At 68.3% G+C, this 13,500-nt stretch carries 14 protein-coding genes; 4 read left to right on the top strand and 10 right to left on the bottom strand.

Features of this window, described 5'->3' with window-relative positions; translation table 11 throughout:
- Positions 1-277 precede the first annotated feature (277 nt).
- Complete coding sequence (locus ASC81_RS11725) at positions 278-946, top strand: YecA family protein (RefSeq protein ID WP_056266925.1); 669 nt, start codon at positions 278-280, stop codon at positions 944-946.
- Here the strand turns inward: ASC81_RS11725 and ASC81_RS11720 are convergent.
- Complete coding sequence (locus ASC81_RS11720; RefSeq protein WP_056266923.1) at positions 867-2,159, bottom strand: Hsp70 family protein; 1,293 nt, start codon at positions 2,157-2,159, stop codon at positions 867-869. The two genes, ASC81_RS11725 and ASC81_RS11720, sit on opposite strands and share 80 nt — an antisense overlap.
- A 105-nt stretch (positions 2,160-2,264) precedes the next feature.
- On the opposite strand from ASC81_RS11720, the gene prsT reads away from it, so the two are divergent.
- Positions 2,265-5,051, top strand: a complete 2,787-nt coding sequence (gene prsT, locus ASC81_RS11715) for an XrtA/PEP-CTERM system TPR-repeat protein PrsT (protein WP_056266922.1) — start codon at positions 2,265-2,267, stop codon at positions 5,049-5,051.
- On the opposite strand, the gene ASC81_RS11710 is transcribed toward prsT, so the two are convergent.
- Together ASC81_RS11710 and ASC81_RS11705 are read right to left on the bottom strand one after the other, a co-directional pair.
- Complete coding sequence (locus tag ASC81_RS11710; RefSeq protein ID WP_056266919.1) at positions 5,048-6,322, bottom strand: D-amino acid dehydrogenase; 1,275 nt, start codon at positions 6,320-6,322, stop codon at positions 5,048-5,050. The two genes, prsT and ASC81_RS11710, sit on opposite strands and share 4 nt — an antisense overlap.
- A 13-nt stretch (positions 6,323-6,335) precedes the next feature.
- Positions 6,336-6,962 carry a LysE/ArgO family amino acid transporter gene (locus ASC81_RS11705; RefSeq protein ID WP_056266916.1) on the bottom strand — a complete coding sequence of 209 codons (627 nt, stop codon included), beginning with the start codon at positions 6,960-6,962 and terminating at the stop codon, positions 6,336-6,338.
- Positions 6,963-7,035: 73 nt separating this feature from the next.
- On the opposite strand from ASC81_RS11705, the gene ASC81_RS11700 reads away from it, so the two are divergent.
- Positions 7,036-7,941, top strand: a complete 906-nt coding sequence (locus ASC81_RS11700; protein ID WP_056266913.1) for a LysR family transcriptional regulator ArgP — start codon at positions 7,036-7,038, stop codon at positions 7,939-7,941.
- Here the strand turns inward: ASC81_RS11700 and ASC81_RS27005 are convergent, their stop codons facing one another.
- The gene (locus ASC81_RS27005) at positions 7,942-8,121 is read right to left on the bottom strand and encodes a hypothetical protein (protein ID WP_156392017.1); all 180 of its coding nucleotides are present in this window, start codon (positions 8,119-8,121) and stop codon (positions 7,942-7,944) included.
- Positions 8,122-8,417: 296 nt separating this feature from the next.
- Here ASC81_RS27005 and ASC81_RS27860 point away from each other — a divergent pair, with 296 nt between their 5' ends.
- Entirely contained in the window at positions 8,418-8,639 is a 222-nt protein-coding gene (locus ASC81_RS27860; RefSeq protein ID WP_056266911.1) for a hypothetical protein, read from the top strand.
- Here ASC81_RS27860 and pssA read toward each other — a convergent pair.
- The 6 genes from pssA to ASC81_RS11665 form a co-directional block, all read right to left on the bottom strand.
- Positions 8,636-9,253: a CDP-diacylglycerol--serine O-phosphatidyltransferase gene (gene pssA, locus ASC81_RS11690; RefSeq protein ID WP_056266908.1), complete on the bottom strand. Its 618-nt coding sequence runs from the start codon at positions 9,251-9,253 to the stop codon at positions 8,636-8,638. The two genes, ASC81_RS27860 and pssA, sit on opposite strands and share 4 nt — an antisense overlap.
- A 12-nt stretch (positions 9,254-9,265) precedes the next feature.
- A complete protein-coding gene (locus ASC81_RS11685; RefSeq protein ID WP_200946792.1) occupies positions 9,266-10,381 on the bottom strand; it encodes a nucleotidyltransferase family protein in 1,116 nt (371 codons plus the stop codon).
- A complete protein-coding gene (locus tag ASC81_RS11680; RefSeq protein WP_056266905.1) occupies positions 10,378-11,283 on the bottom strand; it encodes an HprK-related kinase A in 906 nt (301 codons plus the stop codon). Before ASC81_RS11680 ends, ASC81_RS11685 begins: the two co-directional genes overlap by 4 nt.
- Positions 11,277-11,552, bottom strand: coding sequence for a hypothetical protein (locus ASC81_RS11675; protein ID WP_156392015.1), 276 nt, complete (start codon positions 11,550-11,552; stop codon positions 11,277-11,279). Before ASC81_RS11675 ends, ASC81_RS11680 begins: the two co-directional genes overlap by 7 nt.
- Before the next feature lie 70 nt (positions 11,553-11,622).
- A complete protein-coding gene (locus ASC81_RS11670; protein ID WP_056266896.1) occupies positions 11,623-12,366 on the bottom strand; it encodes a hypothetical protein in 744 nt (247 codons plus the stop codon).
- 176 nt (positions 12,367-12,542) lie between these two features.
- Positions 12,543-13,418 (bottom strand): neutral zinc metallopeptidase, encoded by an 876-nt coding sequence (locus ASC81_RS11665; RefSeq protein ID WP_056266894.1) that lies wholly within the window; start codon positions 13,416-13,418, stop codon positions 12,543-12,545.
- Between the last annotated feature and the right edge of the window lie 82 nt (positions 13,419-13,500).

Raw genomic sequence — 13,500 nt, 5'->3', positions numbered from 1 at the left:
AACGATGCCGCCAAACCACCGCCGGCCTCGCGCCCCCGTGGGGGCGCGGACGGGCCTCGGGGCGCGGAGCCGCAGGCTCCGGCGCGTAGCGCCAAGCGGCCCGCGCCAGCGAGACGCCCGCCCCGTGACCGGCAAAAAAAGACCCGGTCAGCGGGCTGCCGGGTCGTGAAGCCCCCGGAGTCGGGGGCGTCGTTGGGATGGGCGCACTTTAGGACGCGCCCTTTTGCCAGGGCGGGCAATATTCACGGCCGCGTGTGGCCCTGCCGATAATCCCGGCATGTCTGCCCCCCAGCACCGCGCCACCGAAGCCCTGTCCGAAGCCGACCTGGAGCGCCTGCAGGCCCTGCTGGACGCCTTGCCCGCGCCGCTTGAGCCGCTGGACGTCAGCATGGCGGACGGCTACCTCTGCGGCGTGCTGCTGCAGCCCGAGGCCGTGCCGCTGGAGCGCTGGCTGCCGCCCATCCTGGATAGCGAAGGGCGCCCCGCGCCCCAGCGCGTCAACGACGAGCTGATCGGGCTGCTGCGGCGCCGCCACAAGGAGCTCAACCTGGCCATCGTCGGCCGACAGTGGTTCGACCCCTGGGTGTTCGAGCTCGACGAGGACGCCAGCCCAAGCGAGACCGTGCTGCCGTGGGTGGCCGGCTTTGCGCATGCGCTTGACGCCCACCCGGCGTTGATGAAGCTGCCCGAGGAGCCGCTGCTGGAGCCGCTGGCCGCCCTCTACCTGCACCTGGACCCGGACGACCTGGAGGACGCCGACACGCTGCTGGAGGAGATCGAGTCGCTGGAGCCGCCGACCGACCTGGAGGCGGCGGTCGAGGGCCTGGTCAGTGCGGTGCTGATGCTGGCCGACGTCTCGCGGCCGCTCAAGCCACAGACGCCCCAAAAAGCCGGCGGGCGTGCAGGCCCAGCCCGGTCGCGACCGAGGCAAACCGGTCGCCGCTGACGCGTGCCGCAGCCGGGAAGCCGGCGGCCATGCCGTCCACCAGCAGGCGCAGGCCCGTCGAGCCGCCGGTGAAGTAGAGGGCGTCGATCTGCTCTGCCGCCAGGCCGGCCAGCGCCACGGTCTCGTGGGCGGTGGCGATGATGCGGTCGAGGTCGGCGCGCAGCGCATCGACCGCGGTCTTCTCGCTGAGCGGGAGCACCAGGCCGGGTTCGATGTGACCGAGGTCCACCGTCGTGTCGGCGCCGCCCGAGACCGCGATCTTGGCGCCCTCGGCCCGCGCGGCCAGCTCGTGGCCGAGGCGCTCCTCCAGCACGGTCATCAGCCGCGCATGCTGGCGCGCGTCATTGAACCAGCTCTTCATGCCGCGCCACTCGGCCACGCGAAGCGGTGCATAGCAGGTGTTGATCAGGTGCCAGGTCGCCAGGTCGAAATAGATGCCGCTGGGCACCTGGCGGCCGCTCGGGCCCGTGGCCCGGTAGCCGAACTCCTGCAACAGCCCGGCCAGCTCGATGTGGCGGTCGAAGTCGGTGCCGGCGATGTGGACGCCGTGGCTTGCGAGGATGTCGTCGCGGCGCGCCAGGCGCTGCATGCGCTCCGGGCCGACGCGCACGACGGAGAAGTCGCTGGTGCCGCCGCCGATGTCGGCGACCAGCACGATTTGCTCCCGCGTGGCCTGCTGCTCGAAGTCGAAGGCCGCGGCGATGGGTTCGTACTGGAAATGCACCTCACGGAAGCCCACGGCGCGGGCGCAGGCCTCCAGCTGGGCCTGGGCCGCGGCGTCGCGCTCCGGCTCGCCATCGACGAAGAACACCGGCCGGCCCAGCACCGCGCGCTCCGGCTCGCCGGCCAGGCGTCGCAGCCGCTTCAGATAGCCGGCGACGATGTCCGAATACTTGGCGCCGCGGCCACCGCCGACGTCGGTGGTCTGGTCGATCAGCGGCGAGCCGAGGATGCTTTTCATCGAGCGCATCAGCCGGCCATCGTGGCCCTCGACGTAGGCCGCCACGGCGGCCCGTCCGAAGGCGCGCGGCGGGCCGTCGGCGTCGTGTGCGCCTTCGGTGAAATAGAACACCGCCGTCGGCATGGTGCGGTGGCCGGGCTCCAGCTCGATGAGCTGCATCGGGCCGGTCGCACCCGGGATGGCCACAGCGGAGTTCGAGGTGCCGAAGTCGATGGCGCAAAACGGGACGGGAACGGGGACGGGGGCGGTCATGGTGGGTTTCGTGTCATGTGTCATCTCGGCGGCCCCGAGCCTGGGGGGAGTCCGGAGAAGGGGCGCGGATTCTAGGAACACAATCCGCGCCGACAAGGAGACCCCATGAAATCGCGCCGCGCCCTCGCCCTGATCATGCTCGCCGTTCTGGCAGCCTGCAGCCAACGCTCCGAGCAGGACCTGCTCGCCGCCGCGCAAAAGCGCATCGAGGAAAAGGACGCCGGCGGCGCCGTCATCGAGCTGAAGAACCTGTTGCAGCAGAACCCCGAGAACGCCAAGGGTCGACACCTGCTGGGCAAGGCGCTGCTGGAAGCCGGCGACCTGGCCGGTGCCGAGATCGAACTGCGCCGGGCCTGGGAGCTGGGCGCACCGCGCGACGAGCTGGCGCCGCTGCTGGCCCAGACGCTGCTGTACTCGGGCCAGTCGCGCAAGCTCATCAGCGAATTCGCCGACCAGAGCCTGGCCGAGCCGGCGGCCATGTCGACGCTGCAGCAGCATCTGGCCGTCGCCTTCCTGGCGCAAGGCAATATCACCGAGGCCAAGGCCGCCGCCGTGCGTGCGCTGCAACTGGCGCCGGAATCGGAAGACGCCGTCGTCGTCAGTGCGCGTACCAAGCTGGCAGGCGGCTTCGCCGATGAGGCCCTGGCGGCGCTGGACGAGCTGCTGCTGAAGAACCCCAAGGCCGTCAAGGCGCTGCAGCTCAAGGCCGAGGTGCTGCTGTCACGCGGCAAGCTCGACGAGGCCGAGCCGCTGCTGCGGGACGTGCTGGCCCAAGACCCAGCTTCCTACGACGCGCGATCACTCCTCGTGCGCATGGCCTTTGGTCGCCAGCAGACCGAGGTCGCGGCCAAGCTGGTCGAGGAAATGCCGCCCGCGCTGGCCAAGAGGCCGCAGGGCCGCTTCCTGCAAGCGCAACTGGCATTGGCCCAGGGCGACGCGACCAAGGCGCGTGATCTGTCGCTGCCGCTTTTGAAGATGATGCCCAACTTCCTGCCGCTGCTGCGGCTGGCCTCGGGCGCGCACCAGCAGCTTGGCGAGCTGGCGGACTCGGAGAACCTGCTCAACCAGGCGCTCAAGCTGGCGCCCGATGACCTGGCGCTGCGCCGCCAGTTCGCCGGCCTGCAGCTGCAGCGGCGTGCACCGGCCAAGACGCTGGAGACGCTGCGCCCGGTGCTGGAGGCCGCCAAGGCCGATGCCGAGACGCTGTTGCTGGCCGGCAAGGCCCACCTCATGCAGGGCAACTTCGAAGCGGCCGACCAGGCCTTCGGCGCTGCGTCCAAGCTGCGCCCCGACGATGCCAAGACGGGCGCGGCGCTGGCGCTGTCGGCCATCGTGCGCGACAGCGCGGCGCCGGGCGGCGCCAGCCGTGCCAAGGCGGACGCGGCACTCGCCCAGTTGCGCGACATCGCCGCCAAGGACAGCGGCAGCAACTACGACCTGATGCTGATCAACGCGCTGATGCGCCGCAACGAGCTGCCCGCCGCCCTGGTGGCGATCGACAAGCTCGCACCCAAGATGGCGGGCAGCCCGGTGCCGGAAGGCCTGCGGGGCCGCATCCACCTGGTTCGCAAGGACCTGGCGGCTGCGCAGGGGTCATTTGAGGCGGCGCTGAAAGCCGATGCGAGCTACCTGCCGGCCGTGCTCGGCCTGGTCGCCCTGGACAGCCAGGCTGGTCGCACCGATGCCGCGGTCAAGCGCCTCGAAGCCTTTGTCACGAGCCAGCCGCGGTCGCCGCAGGCCCGCGTGGCGCTGGCCGAGCTGCTGACGCAGACGCGCGCGCCCGCCGAGCGCATCACCGAGGTGCTGGACGCCGGCGTTCGCGAGGAGCCCACCGAGGCCGGCCTGCGCCTGGCCTTGATCGACCACCTGCAGCGCATTGGCAACACGGCCAAGGCGGCGCAGGCTGCCCAGGAGGCGTCGACCGCCATGCCCACCAATGCCGACCTGCTGGAGCGCCTGGCGCGCATCCAGCTCGCGGCGGGCGACAAGGCGCAGTCTGCCAAGACCTATGCGCGCCTGACCGTGTTGGCGCCGACGCGCGCCCAGGGCTGGCTGGGCCAGGCTCAATTGCGTGCCATGGACCAGGACTTTGCCGGCGCGGAGCGCGAGATCAAGCGCGCCCTGGAGGCGGAGCCGGGCTCGGTCATGGCTCAGCGCCTGCAGATCCAGCTCGCCATCCGCCAAGGCCGCGTCGACGAGGCGCTGGCTGCGCTGCGTGAGCGCCAGAAGAAGTACCCGCAGGAGGCCTACCCGCTGATCGCCGAGGCCGATGTGGAGGCCAGCCGGCAGCGTTATGAGCAGGCCATCGCCGCGCTGCGCAAGGCGGCCGCGCTGCGCGAGCCGGCCGACGCCGCACCGCGTCTTTTCGCCGTGCTGATGGCCGCGAAGAAGCGCGATGAAGCCCTGGCCTTCGAGACCCAGTGGCTGGCGGCCCACCCGCAGGACATCGGCTTTGCAAGCGCCACGGCGGACATCATGCTGAGCCGCGGCGAACTCGACGCCGCCCTGAGCCGCTATGAGGCCCTGCTCAAGCGCAACCCCGACACGGTGCCGGTCATCAACAACGTGGCATGGCTGCGCAGCAAGACCGGCAAGCCGGGTGCGCGCGAGCTGGCCGAGCGCGGCCTCAAGCTCAACCCCGAATTTGGGCAGCTGCGCGATACCTACGCCACCGTCCTGGCTGAGGAAAAAGACTTCAGCAAGGCGATCAGCTTGCAGCGCCAGCTCGTCGGCGAGCAACCCGATCAGCCGGGGTATCGGTTGAACCTTGCCCAGATCCTCATCGACTCGGGCGACAAGCAGGCCGCCAAGGCCGAGCTTGAGAGCCTGGCCAAGCTGGGCGCGAAGTTGCCCCAGCAAAAGCAGGTCGAGGCGCTGCTGAAAACGCTTTAGGCGTTGTAGAAGCCGAACTGCATCGCGGGCCGGCGGCCGGCGATCAGCTCGGCGATGGCGCGGCCCGAGCCCGCGCCATGGGTCCAGCCCAGCGTACCGTGGCCGGCGTTGAGCCAGAGGTTGCGTGCCTTTCGGCTGCGGCCGATGTAGGGGATGTTGGTCGGTGTGCTCGGGCGCAGGCCGGCCCAGTAGTTGGGCTCGGTCGTGTCGGCCACGCCAGGGAAGATCTCCTCATAGCGTCGCACCAGCGCGGCGCAGCGCACGCGGGCCGTGGGCGAGTCGAGGTTGAGGTCGAAGCCCGACAGCTCGGCCGTGCCGGCGATGCGGATGTGGTCGCCCAGGCGCGAGATGGCGATCTTGCGGGTGTCGTCCAGCAGGCTGACGACGCTGGCCGCTTCGGGCTTTTTCAGGCGCAGCGTGGCCGAGTAGCCCTTGGCGGGGTAGATGTTGAGGTGCTCGCCGAGCGGGCGCAGCAGCTCGGGCGTGTAGGAGCCCATGGCGGCCACGAAGGCGTCGGCCTTCAAGGTCTTGCGCTCACCGCTGCGCGTGTGGGCGATGTGCACGGCCTCGACGCCATCGCCCGCGCGCTGCAGGGCGAGGATGTCGTGCTCGTACAGGAACTCCGCGCCGCGCTCGGCGCAGCGCTGTGCAAGCTTTTGCGTGAAGACGCGGGCATCGCCGCTTTCGTCGCTGGGCGTGAACGTGCCGCCAAACACCCGCGGGCCGAAGCTGGCCAGCGCGGGCTCGACCTTGAGCACCTCCTCACGGTTCAGCACGCGACGGTCCACGCCGTGGCTGCGCATGATCTCGGCCCCGGCCGCGCCGTTGTCGAAGTCGGCCTGGCTGGAGAAGAAATGCAGGATGCCGCGCTCCAGCCGGTCGTACTCGATGCCGGTGCTGGCGACCAGCTCCTTCAGCGAGGCATGCGAATAGCGCCCGAGTTGCACCAGTTCCTCGACATTGCGCTCGAACGCGGCGTTCGTGCACTGCATCAGGAAGGCCAGCCCCCATCGCCACTGGTTGGGGTCCAGGCGCGGGCGGAACAGCAGCGGCGAGTCGTCGCGCAGCAGCCACTTGGCCACCTTGAAGGGCGCACCCGCATTGGCCCAGGGCTCGCAGAAGCTGACCGAGATCTGCGCGCCGTTGGCGAAGCTGGTCTCGAGTGCCGCATCGGGCTGACGGTCGACGACGATGACCTCATGCCCCTCGTCGAGCAGATACCAAGCGGTGGCGATGCCGATGATGCCGGCGCCGAGAACGACGATTTTCATGTCGGTCCTGTTCTTAGAGGGGTTGTAGGAGGAGTTGTAACCCCAGGCCGGCCATCAGCACAGCGACGAGGGCATCGACGACTCGCCAGGTGTGGGGGCTGCGTAGCCTGGGTGCGGCGGCCGCGGCGCCAAAGCCGAGCAGGCCGAACCACATCGCCGACGCAAGGCAGGCGCCCGCCGCAAACGCCAGGCGCAGTTCGGGCGGCTGGCGCGCGCCGAGGCCGCCCAGCAGCACGACGGTGTCGAGATAGACATGCGGATTGAGGTAGGTGAAGGCCAGGGCGGCCGAAACGGTCGCGCCCAGGCTCGACGTGCTGCCGGCGGCTTCAAGGCCTTTTGCAGGCCGCCATGCGCGCCGCGCGGCGAGCACGGCGTAGCCCAGCAGGAAGGCGGCACCGCCAAAGCGGAAGACTTCGAGCAGAAGTGGCTGGCCCTGGATGAGCGCGCCCAGACCAAAGACGCCCAGCGCGATCAGCAGCCAATCCGACAGCGTGCAGACCGCGACGACGACGCCCACATGTTGCCGCCGCAGGCCTTGTCGGAGCACCAGGGCGTTCTGCGCGCCGATGGCCAGGATAAGGCCGGCGCCCATGACCCAGCCCTGGGCGAAGACGGTGGGGGCGGTCGCGGCATCAAGCATCGGCGGATTCTCCGCAGCCCCCAGTGATTTCAGAAGGGTCATTCATATTCATCGCCGTACATTAGCGTGGCTTATGAATCAGTTTGACCCTGCTGCGCTTGACTGCCTGGCCGCGCTGGCCGACGAACAGGGTTTCGAGCGCGCCGCCCAACGCTTGTCCATCACGCAGAGCGCCGTGTCGCAACGGCTGCGCACGCTGGAAGCGCAGGTCGGCCAACCGCTGGTTGTGAGATCCCGGCCGCTGCGCCTGACGGAGGCCGGCAAGGTGCTGCTGCGCTTTGCGCGCCAGCTGCAAGCCTTGCGCGTCGACGTGGCGAGGGAACTCGGCGAGCGCGTCGCGCCCCAGTCGCGCCTGGCCATCGCCGTCAACGCCGATAGTCTGGCCACCTGGGTGCTGGGCGCGCTGGATGACCTGGTGCAGCGTGGCTTGCGCGAGGGCTATGGGCTGGAACTCGTCGTCGACGACCAGGATTTCACCCACGACGGCCTGAGGCAGGGCGCCGTGCTGGGTTGCGTGTCGACGGTGGCCGAAGCACTGCAAGGTTGCCGCGTGCAGCCGCTCGGCGTCATGCGCTATGTGGCGGTGGCAAGCCCGGACTTCCTCGCCGAGCAGCTACCGGAGGGCTTGCATGCGGGGAATTTTGCCGACACGCCGTTTCTCGTCTTCAACCGCAAGGACGACACGCAGACGCAATGGGTGTCGCAGGCGTTTGGCGTGCGCGCGCCGCGCCTGAGGGAACGCTTCGTGCCGTCCAGCGAGGCCTATGTGCGGGCCGCCGTCATGGGCTGGGGCGTCGGCGTGGCGCCTGAAATCCAGATCCGCCCCTTCATCCAGACCGGCCAGCTGGCGGTGTTGAAACCGGAGATCAGCGTCGACGTGGCGCTGTATTGGCATCAATGGCAATTGCAGGGCCGGGACGCCCTGCTCGACCGCATCGGCCAGGCGTTGGCCGAGGGAGCAAGCCACGCGCTGAGATGATCAGCGCGTCGCGGTCGCCGCCGGCGCCGATGCTGCCGCAGCCGGCACGGGCACGACCTGAGCCAGCAGCAGACTTGGACTGCCCTGCTCGGGCTGAATGGCATGGGCCATCCACAACGTGCTGGTCAACACGACGGCAATCAGGCCGCTGGCGACCCATTTCAACAGTTCTGAACTCATGCAGGAGCCGGGGGGCTTGGAGGTGGCGCAGCTTAAGCGCGGGGCCCCCGGAACCTATCCTGAGCTCTAGGGAGATGGGGAAAAGAATTGCAAAACCGCAACGCCCCTCCGAATCGGGGGGCGGTGACCTGCAGGGCCCATCGCCACTGGGTAAAACAGCTGTTGCGCGCGTGCGTTAGTGCCAGTAGAGGCAATATTTACTCACAGATGGGGGGTTCGGCTGTCACATGAATCCCGCACACTGAGCTCACGAAATCGATGCGGTTATCGGTTTTGTCAAGCCAGAGAGGTCCGCCATGCGATTCGTTCCAGCGCTGCGTTTTTTCCGCCGAGACGTCGCTGCGCGCAGCGAGCCGGACCCCGCCGATCTTGGCACCGCCTTTGGCTTGGAAGCCTGCCTGGATGGCGGTGTCATCAGCGACTATCGCAGCCAGTCGCCCAGCGATTTTCTTGAATCGCAATCGGCGCGCTCCGCGCAGGATTCGCCGTTGAGCTGGCTTTCGCGCCGGACGGCTTAAAGCTTGGGAATCCGGATCCGGCTCACCATCAGCGAGCCCGACACCGCGAACAACAGCACCAGCGGGTGCAGCCTGAAGCCGCCGAGCCACCACACCCCGCCCCACAGCGCATCGCCAATCGCGCCCTGAGCCGAAGCGACCCACAGTACCGCGACGAGCACCATCGACGTCGGGATCGGTGTGCCTTCGAAGTAGGCCACCTTGTCCGAGCCGGCGCTGAGCTTCTCGGCCGTGACGTTGTAGCGCGCCAGCCTGCTCACGCCGCAGGCGACGAAGAACACCAGCACGATGCGGTCATACAGGCCCTGCATGCCGCAACCGTAGGCAATCGCGGCAGGCGCGACGCCGAAGGAAATGACATCGGCCAATGAGTCCAGCTCGCGCCCGAGCGCCGAACTCTTCTGACGCCAGCGCGCGACGCGTCCGTCGAGCACGTCGAAGATCAGCGCCAGCGGGATCAGCGCGCAGGCGTACTGCAGATGCCGCGGTTCGCCGCTCTGCAAAAAACTCATCACCGCGAACAGGGCCCCCATGCCGGCGCAGGCATTGCCCAAGGTGAACCAGTCCGCGAGCTGGAATTCGCGAATCATCGAAAAGGGCTTGGGCTTGTCCATGGCGGCTGGGCGTCAGGGCTGCTGTGCCGGATTGGCGTCTTCACTTCGGGCCTGATTGGGCGAAGGACGGCTGACGGCCTTGACGATCAGGTGGGGGAGCAGCAGGTGCAATGGCATGCGCAAGTAGTGGCTGCGAACATAGAGCGCAAACTCGGCAAGCTGCGTGCCAGGGGCCATTGAGCCGCGGTGCGCGCCAGTGAGGGCACGCCTGAGCAAGGCGCGCATGAGGGCGCGCGCCAGGGGCCCTGGGCGGCCGGGGCAGCGCTGCAGCGCCTCCTCGGGCACCGGCGTGTGCAGGTAGGTTTGACACAGCTCCAGACCATAGAAAAGCGGCCGGCCCAGCGACAACTCGGCAGCCCGAGCGAGCAGGCCATTCCAGAAACCGGGCATGCTGCCGTGGTGGCGCAGCAGGCTGTCGAGGTCGGCGATGTCGCGCAAGCCATGGCGCCAGTCGCCTTCGTGCATCAGATGGGTTGCACTGTGCAAAACCTGGTCGGCGGGCGCCGGCAAGCTGAAGCGCGGGAACTCGGCGACCCGGGAGGCGGCGGCCAGCAACGGGGCGCTTTGCGTCTTGATGCGGGCCGTGAGCGGCAGGATGTTGTGATGCAGGTCCAGGTTCGTCTGCCTGCGCACGTGCACCAGGGGCGGCAGTTCGTGCATCCATTGGCGGTAGTAGCGCTCGTCGTAGGCGGACTCCGCCGCGCTGTTCCAGCCGCCGAGCATCAGAGCCGCTTCGGCATGGTCGAGTTGTTCGTGGGGAACGAGGATGTCGATGTCCGAAAACAACCGCCCCGGCGCTGGCGGCAGGTCGCCGGCCACATACGCGGCGCCCTTGAGCAGCATGATCGGTCCAGGCAAATCGCCCAGGTCACGAGACAGCATGACCAGCTCCCACCGGACGGCGCGGCGCTGCTCCTCCGACACGGCGAGCAGAGCCCGCATCTGCCGCCGCACTGCCAGCGGCAGCGATGGCTCGATGCCGGCGGCCCGGGCCAGGGCACCGAGCCGCGCCAGCACGCCGGCCGATAGCGCCTGACGCAGCAGCAGATCCCAGGTCGCTTCGGAGTGGCCGGCCATGCAGGCCGGGTCGCGCAGCGAGCGCAGCAGGGCGTCCCACTGCGGCGTCATGAGTTCAGCCCGTCAAGGGCCGCCAGGCCGTCGGTCAGGTCGGAATAGACGAAATCGGAACAGCCGCAGGCATCGATCAGCGCGGCCGTCAGCTCAAACCCCAGGCGTCCGAGCAGGCTGTAGTTGAACGCATGCCCGGCCAGGCGCTCGAAAGCCTCGGCCTTGGGCACGGGCGTCAGCTGGGTCGCTGCACCGGAGCGCCAGCGCGGGAAGATGAGCTGGGTCGGTCGGGCCTGCTGCACGCGGCTGGCCACGCTGGCAGCGGATGCGCGCAAGTGGGACACCGTGCCCTTGTGGGTGTCGCAGGCGGCATCGCCGAGCACGGCCTGCGGCGCAAAGCCGCGGATCACGTCAATGGACTGGTTCTTCAGGCTGACCGGACGGGCCAGCGGCGTGACCAGCCCGTTGTCCCGGTCGACCATCGCCATCTCGTCGGACAGCAGGCGCCAGCCCGACAGCATCAGCGCGGCCGTCAGCGTGCTCTTGCCCGCGCCGGGGTCACCCGGCATGACCAGGCACTGGCCGTTTCTTTCGAGCACCGCCGCGTGGAAGAGCAGGTAGTGATTGGCCTGGCTGGCGAGGCACCAGTTCATGCCCCATTCCAGCAGGGCAAAGGCGTGCTCGGCCGGCAGGGGCAGGAAGGGGCTGTGCTCATCCAGGCGGAACTCAACCTGCGCACCCAGCCAGCGCCGCAGGCCGGCCACCGGCTGCACATGCACATGGAAGTCAGCGAGCCTGCCCTCGGGCTCGACTTCGAAATCGGCGTACAGCTTGGCGAGGCCGGCGGCAACGGGCCGGCAGCGGCTGCGGATGCGGTAGGCGAAGGGGCCTGTCCGCAGCGTCAGCCCCTCACGCAGGCGCTGCCCCAGCTCATCGGGAGAGAGGCGACCGACCGTCAGCATGGCTGCACCAGCGACAACCGCTGGAGCTGCTGGAGCGCATCGGCAGCGGTCTCAAGGTCGGCGTCCATCAACGTCGCCAGTTCATCCAGCGATGCGGGCGGCTGCTCGGCCAGGCGTTCAAGTGCCGGCACCAGCCAGGCCGCCAGTCGATGCGTGTCATTGGACAGCGCATGGTGCACGAGACAGTCATCGCCCCAGACCCGGATCGACAGATCCGCGCCGTAGGTGAGCGTCCATCCGAGGGGTGTGGCGGGGGCGGCAGGCGTCACGGGGCAGGGTCTGAAATGACTTCGGGCGTCGCTGAGGACGCCCGAAGTGTCACATCAACGCCGCCGGGGCTCAGGAGTACAAGCTCTGGAAGTAGGTCAGCACCTGGTTCGCGTCCCACGAAACGGTGGCGTTGACCTGGTACTTGCCGTTCAAGGGGGCGACGGCGTTGAACATCTTGATGGCTTGCGCCGTCGTGACGGGGTAGTCCGGCGCGAAAGCGATCGAATTCAGGATGGTCGCGACCGTTGCCCGGCCGAGGGCATAGATCATCGTGTCATTCAGGCCGCCCGGCGTGTTCAGCACCTGCAGCATGGATGCCTTGTTGGTACTGGCGCAGTTCGCGAAAGGTGAATCGCGCAGGCCGTAGCAGTTGCAGGCGGAGTTTTCGCTCTTGTATCGGAAGGCATCCATCAGCGTGGCGCCGCCACTGCTGAAGCCGTTGAAGTTGGTGCCCTTGCTGCCGCTGAAACTGCAACCGGAGGTCGGGGAATTGCCTTTCAACGTACCGGTAGGCCACGTCCCGTTCGTCTTCCAGTAGCCCGGTGAGCGGCCGATGGCCTTGCAGTTCACCGCGCCCGGTCGGGGCGAAGTATTGCCAGACATCTGGCCGGAGATGGTGCAGTTGTAGGGCTGCAGCGCCAGCGCCGGCTTGCTCAGCAGGCTGCCGAGCACCACCGGTGCAGCAGCGCCCGACTTGGCGAAATGCCGGCGCGAGGTGTTGATCTTGCCGCGGCCCGAACGGCTGGCGGACGCGTCGACGGAGGCCGCCGCCGGTGGCGTCGACTGGGGGTCGTTGATTTGGCGTTCGCTCATGACAGTGGCCTCTTTTATCCGTTTATGGGTTACGCCAACTCGGGCGCAACTAGCTCTGGACTTCAGAGCGTGCCGATGCTAGTGGAGGGCTCGGCGGTTTGGACGGAAGTGTTTCACACAAAGCCTTTTGAGGGTCATCTGGCGCCCCCTTGATTGGGTGGGCTCGAATCAGGGACTTAAAGGCTGGCTGACGAAAACGTGTCACATACCTTCAAATCACCGGCTTCCAATCCCCGCTTGAACCAGCGCACACGCTGGGCACTGCTGCCATGGGTGAAGCTTTCGGGCACGACGCTGCCTTGAGAGCGCTTTTGCAGCGTGTCGTCACCAATCTGGGACGCGGCATTCATGGCCTCCTCGATGTCCCCCTGTTCCAGCCAACCTTTGCTGCGCTGCGACAGACCGGCCCAGACACCGGCAAAGCAGTCAGCCTGCAGCTCAAGCTTGACGCTCATGGCATTCATCTCCCGCTCGGAGACCCTGCCGCGCGCCTGATCAAGCTTCTGGGTGGTGCCCATCAGGTTCTGCAGATGGTGGCCGACCTCGTGGGCGATGACATAGGCCTGGGCGAAATCACCGGGCGCGCCAAGGCGTTCGCGCAGCGTGTCGTAAAAGCTCAGGTCGATATAGACCTTGCGGTCGGCCGGGCAGTAGAAGGGCCCCATCGCTGCCTCGCCGGTGCCGCAGGCGGTGGGTTCGCTGCCGCGGAACACGCGCAGCTTGGGCATCGCGTATTGCTGGCCGCTGCGCTGGAAGTAGGCGCCCCAGACGTCCTCGGTGTCGGCGAGAACGACCTTGACGAAGCGGTAGCCCGGGTCCTGGGCGTGCGAGTCGTCGGCTGGCGCCTGGACCGGCGCGCCGCCTCCGCCGCCGTCCAGCAGGCCCAGCACGGTCAGTGGGTTGATGCCCAGCGCCCAGGAGGCGAGCAGCGCGACGACGATGCCCCCGACCCCCAGACCGCGGCCACCGATGGGCAGCCCCCGGCCGCGCCCCCCACCGCTGCCCCGGGCGTCCTCGACGTTTTCACTTTCACGCTGGCCTTCCCACTTCATGGCGTCTCCTGTTGTCGACCCATCCTACGGCCCATGACCGCCGAATTGCAGTCTGTCGGATGTGAGGAGCGCAACCGGGTAT

Source organism: Pelomonas sp. Root405 (genome assembly GCF_001425165.1).
Classification (GTDB): domain Bacteria; phylum Pseudomonadota; class Gammaproteobacteria; order Burkholderiales; family Burkholderiaceae_C; genus Pelomonas.
The sequence above is the reverse complement of the archived record's forward strand: the minus strand, read 5'-3'. Positions and strand labels throughout refer to the sequence as shown.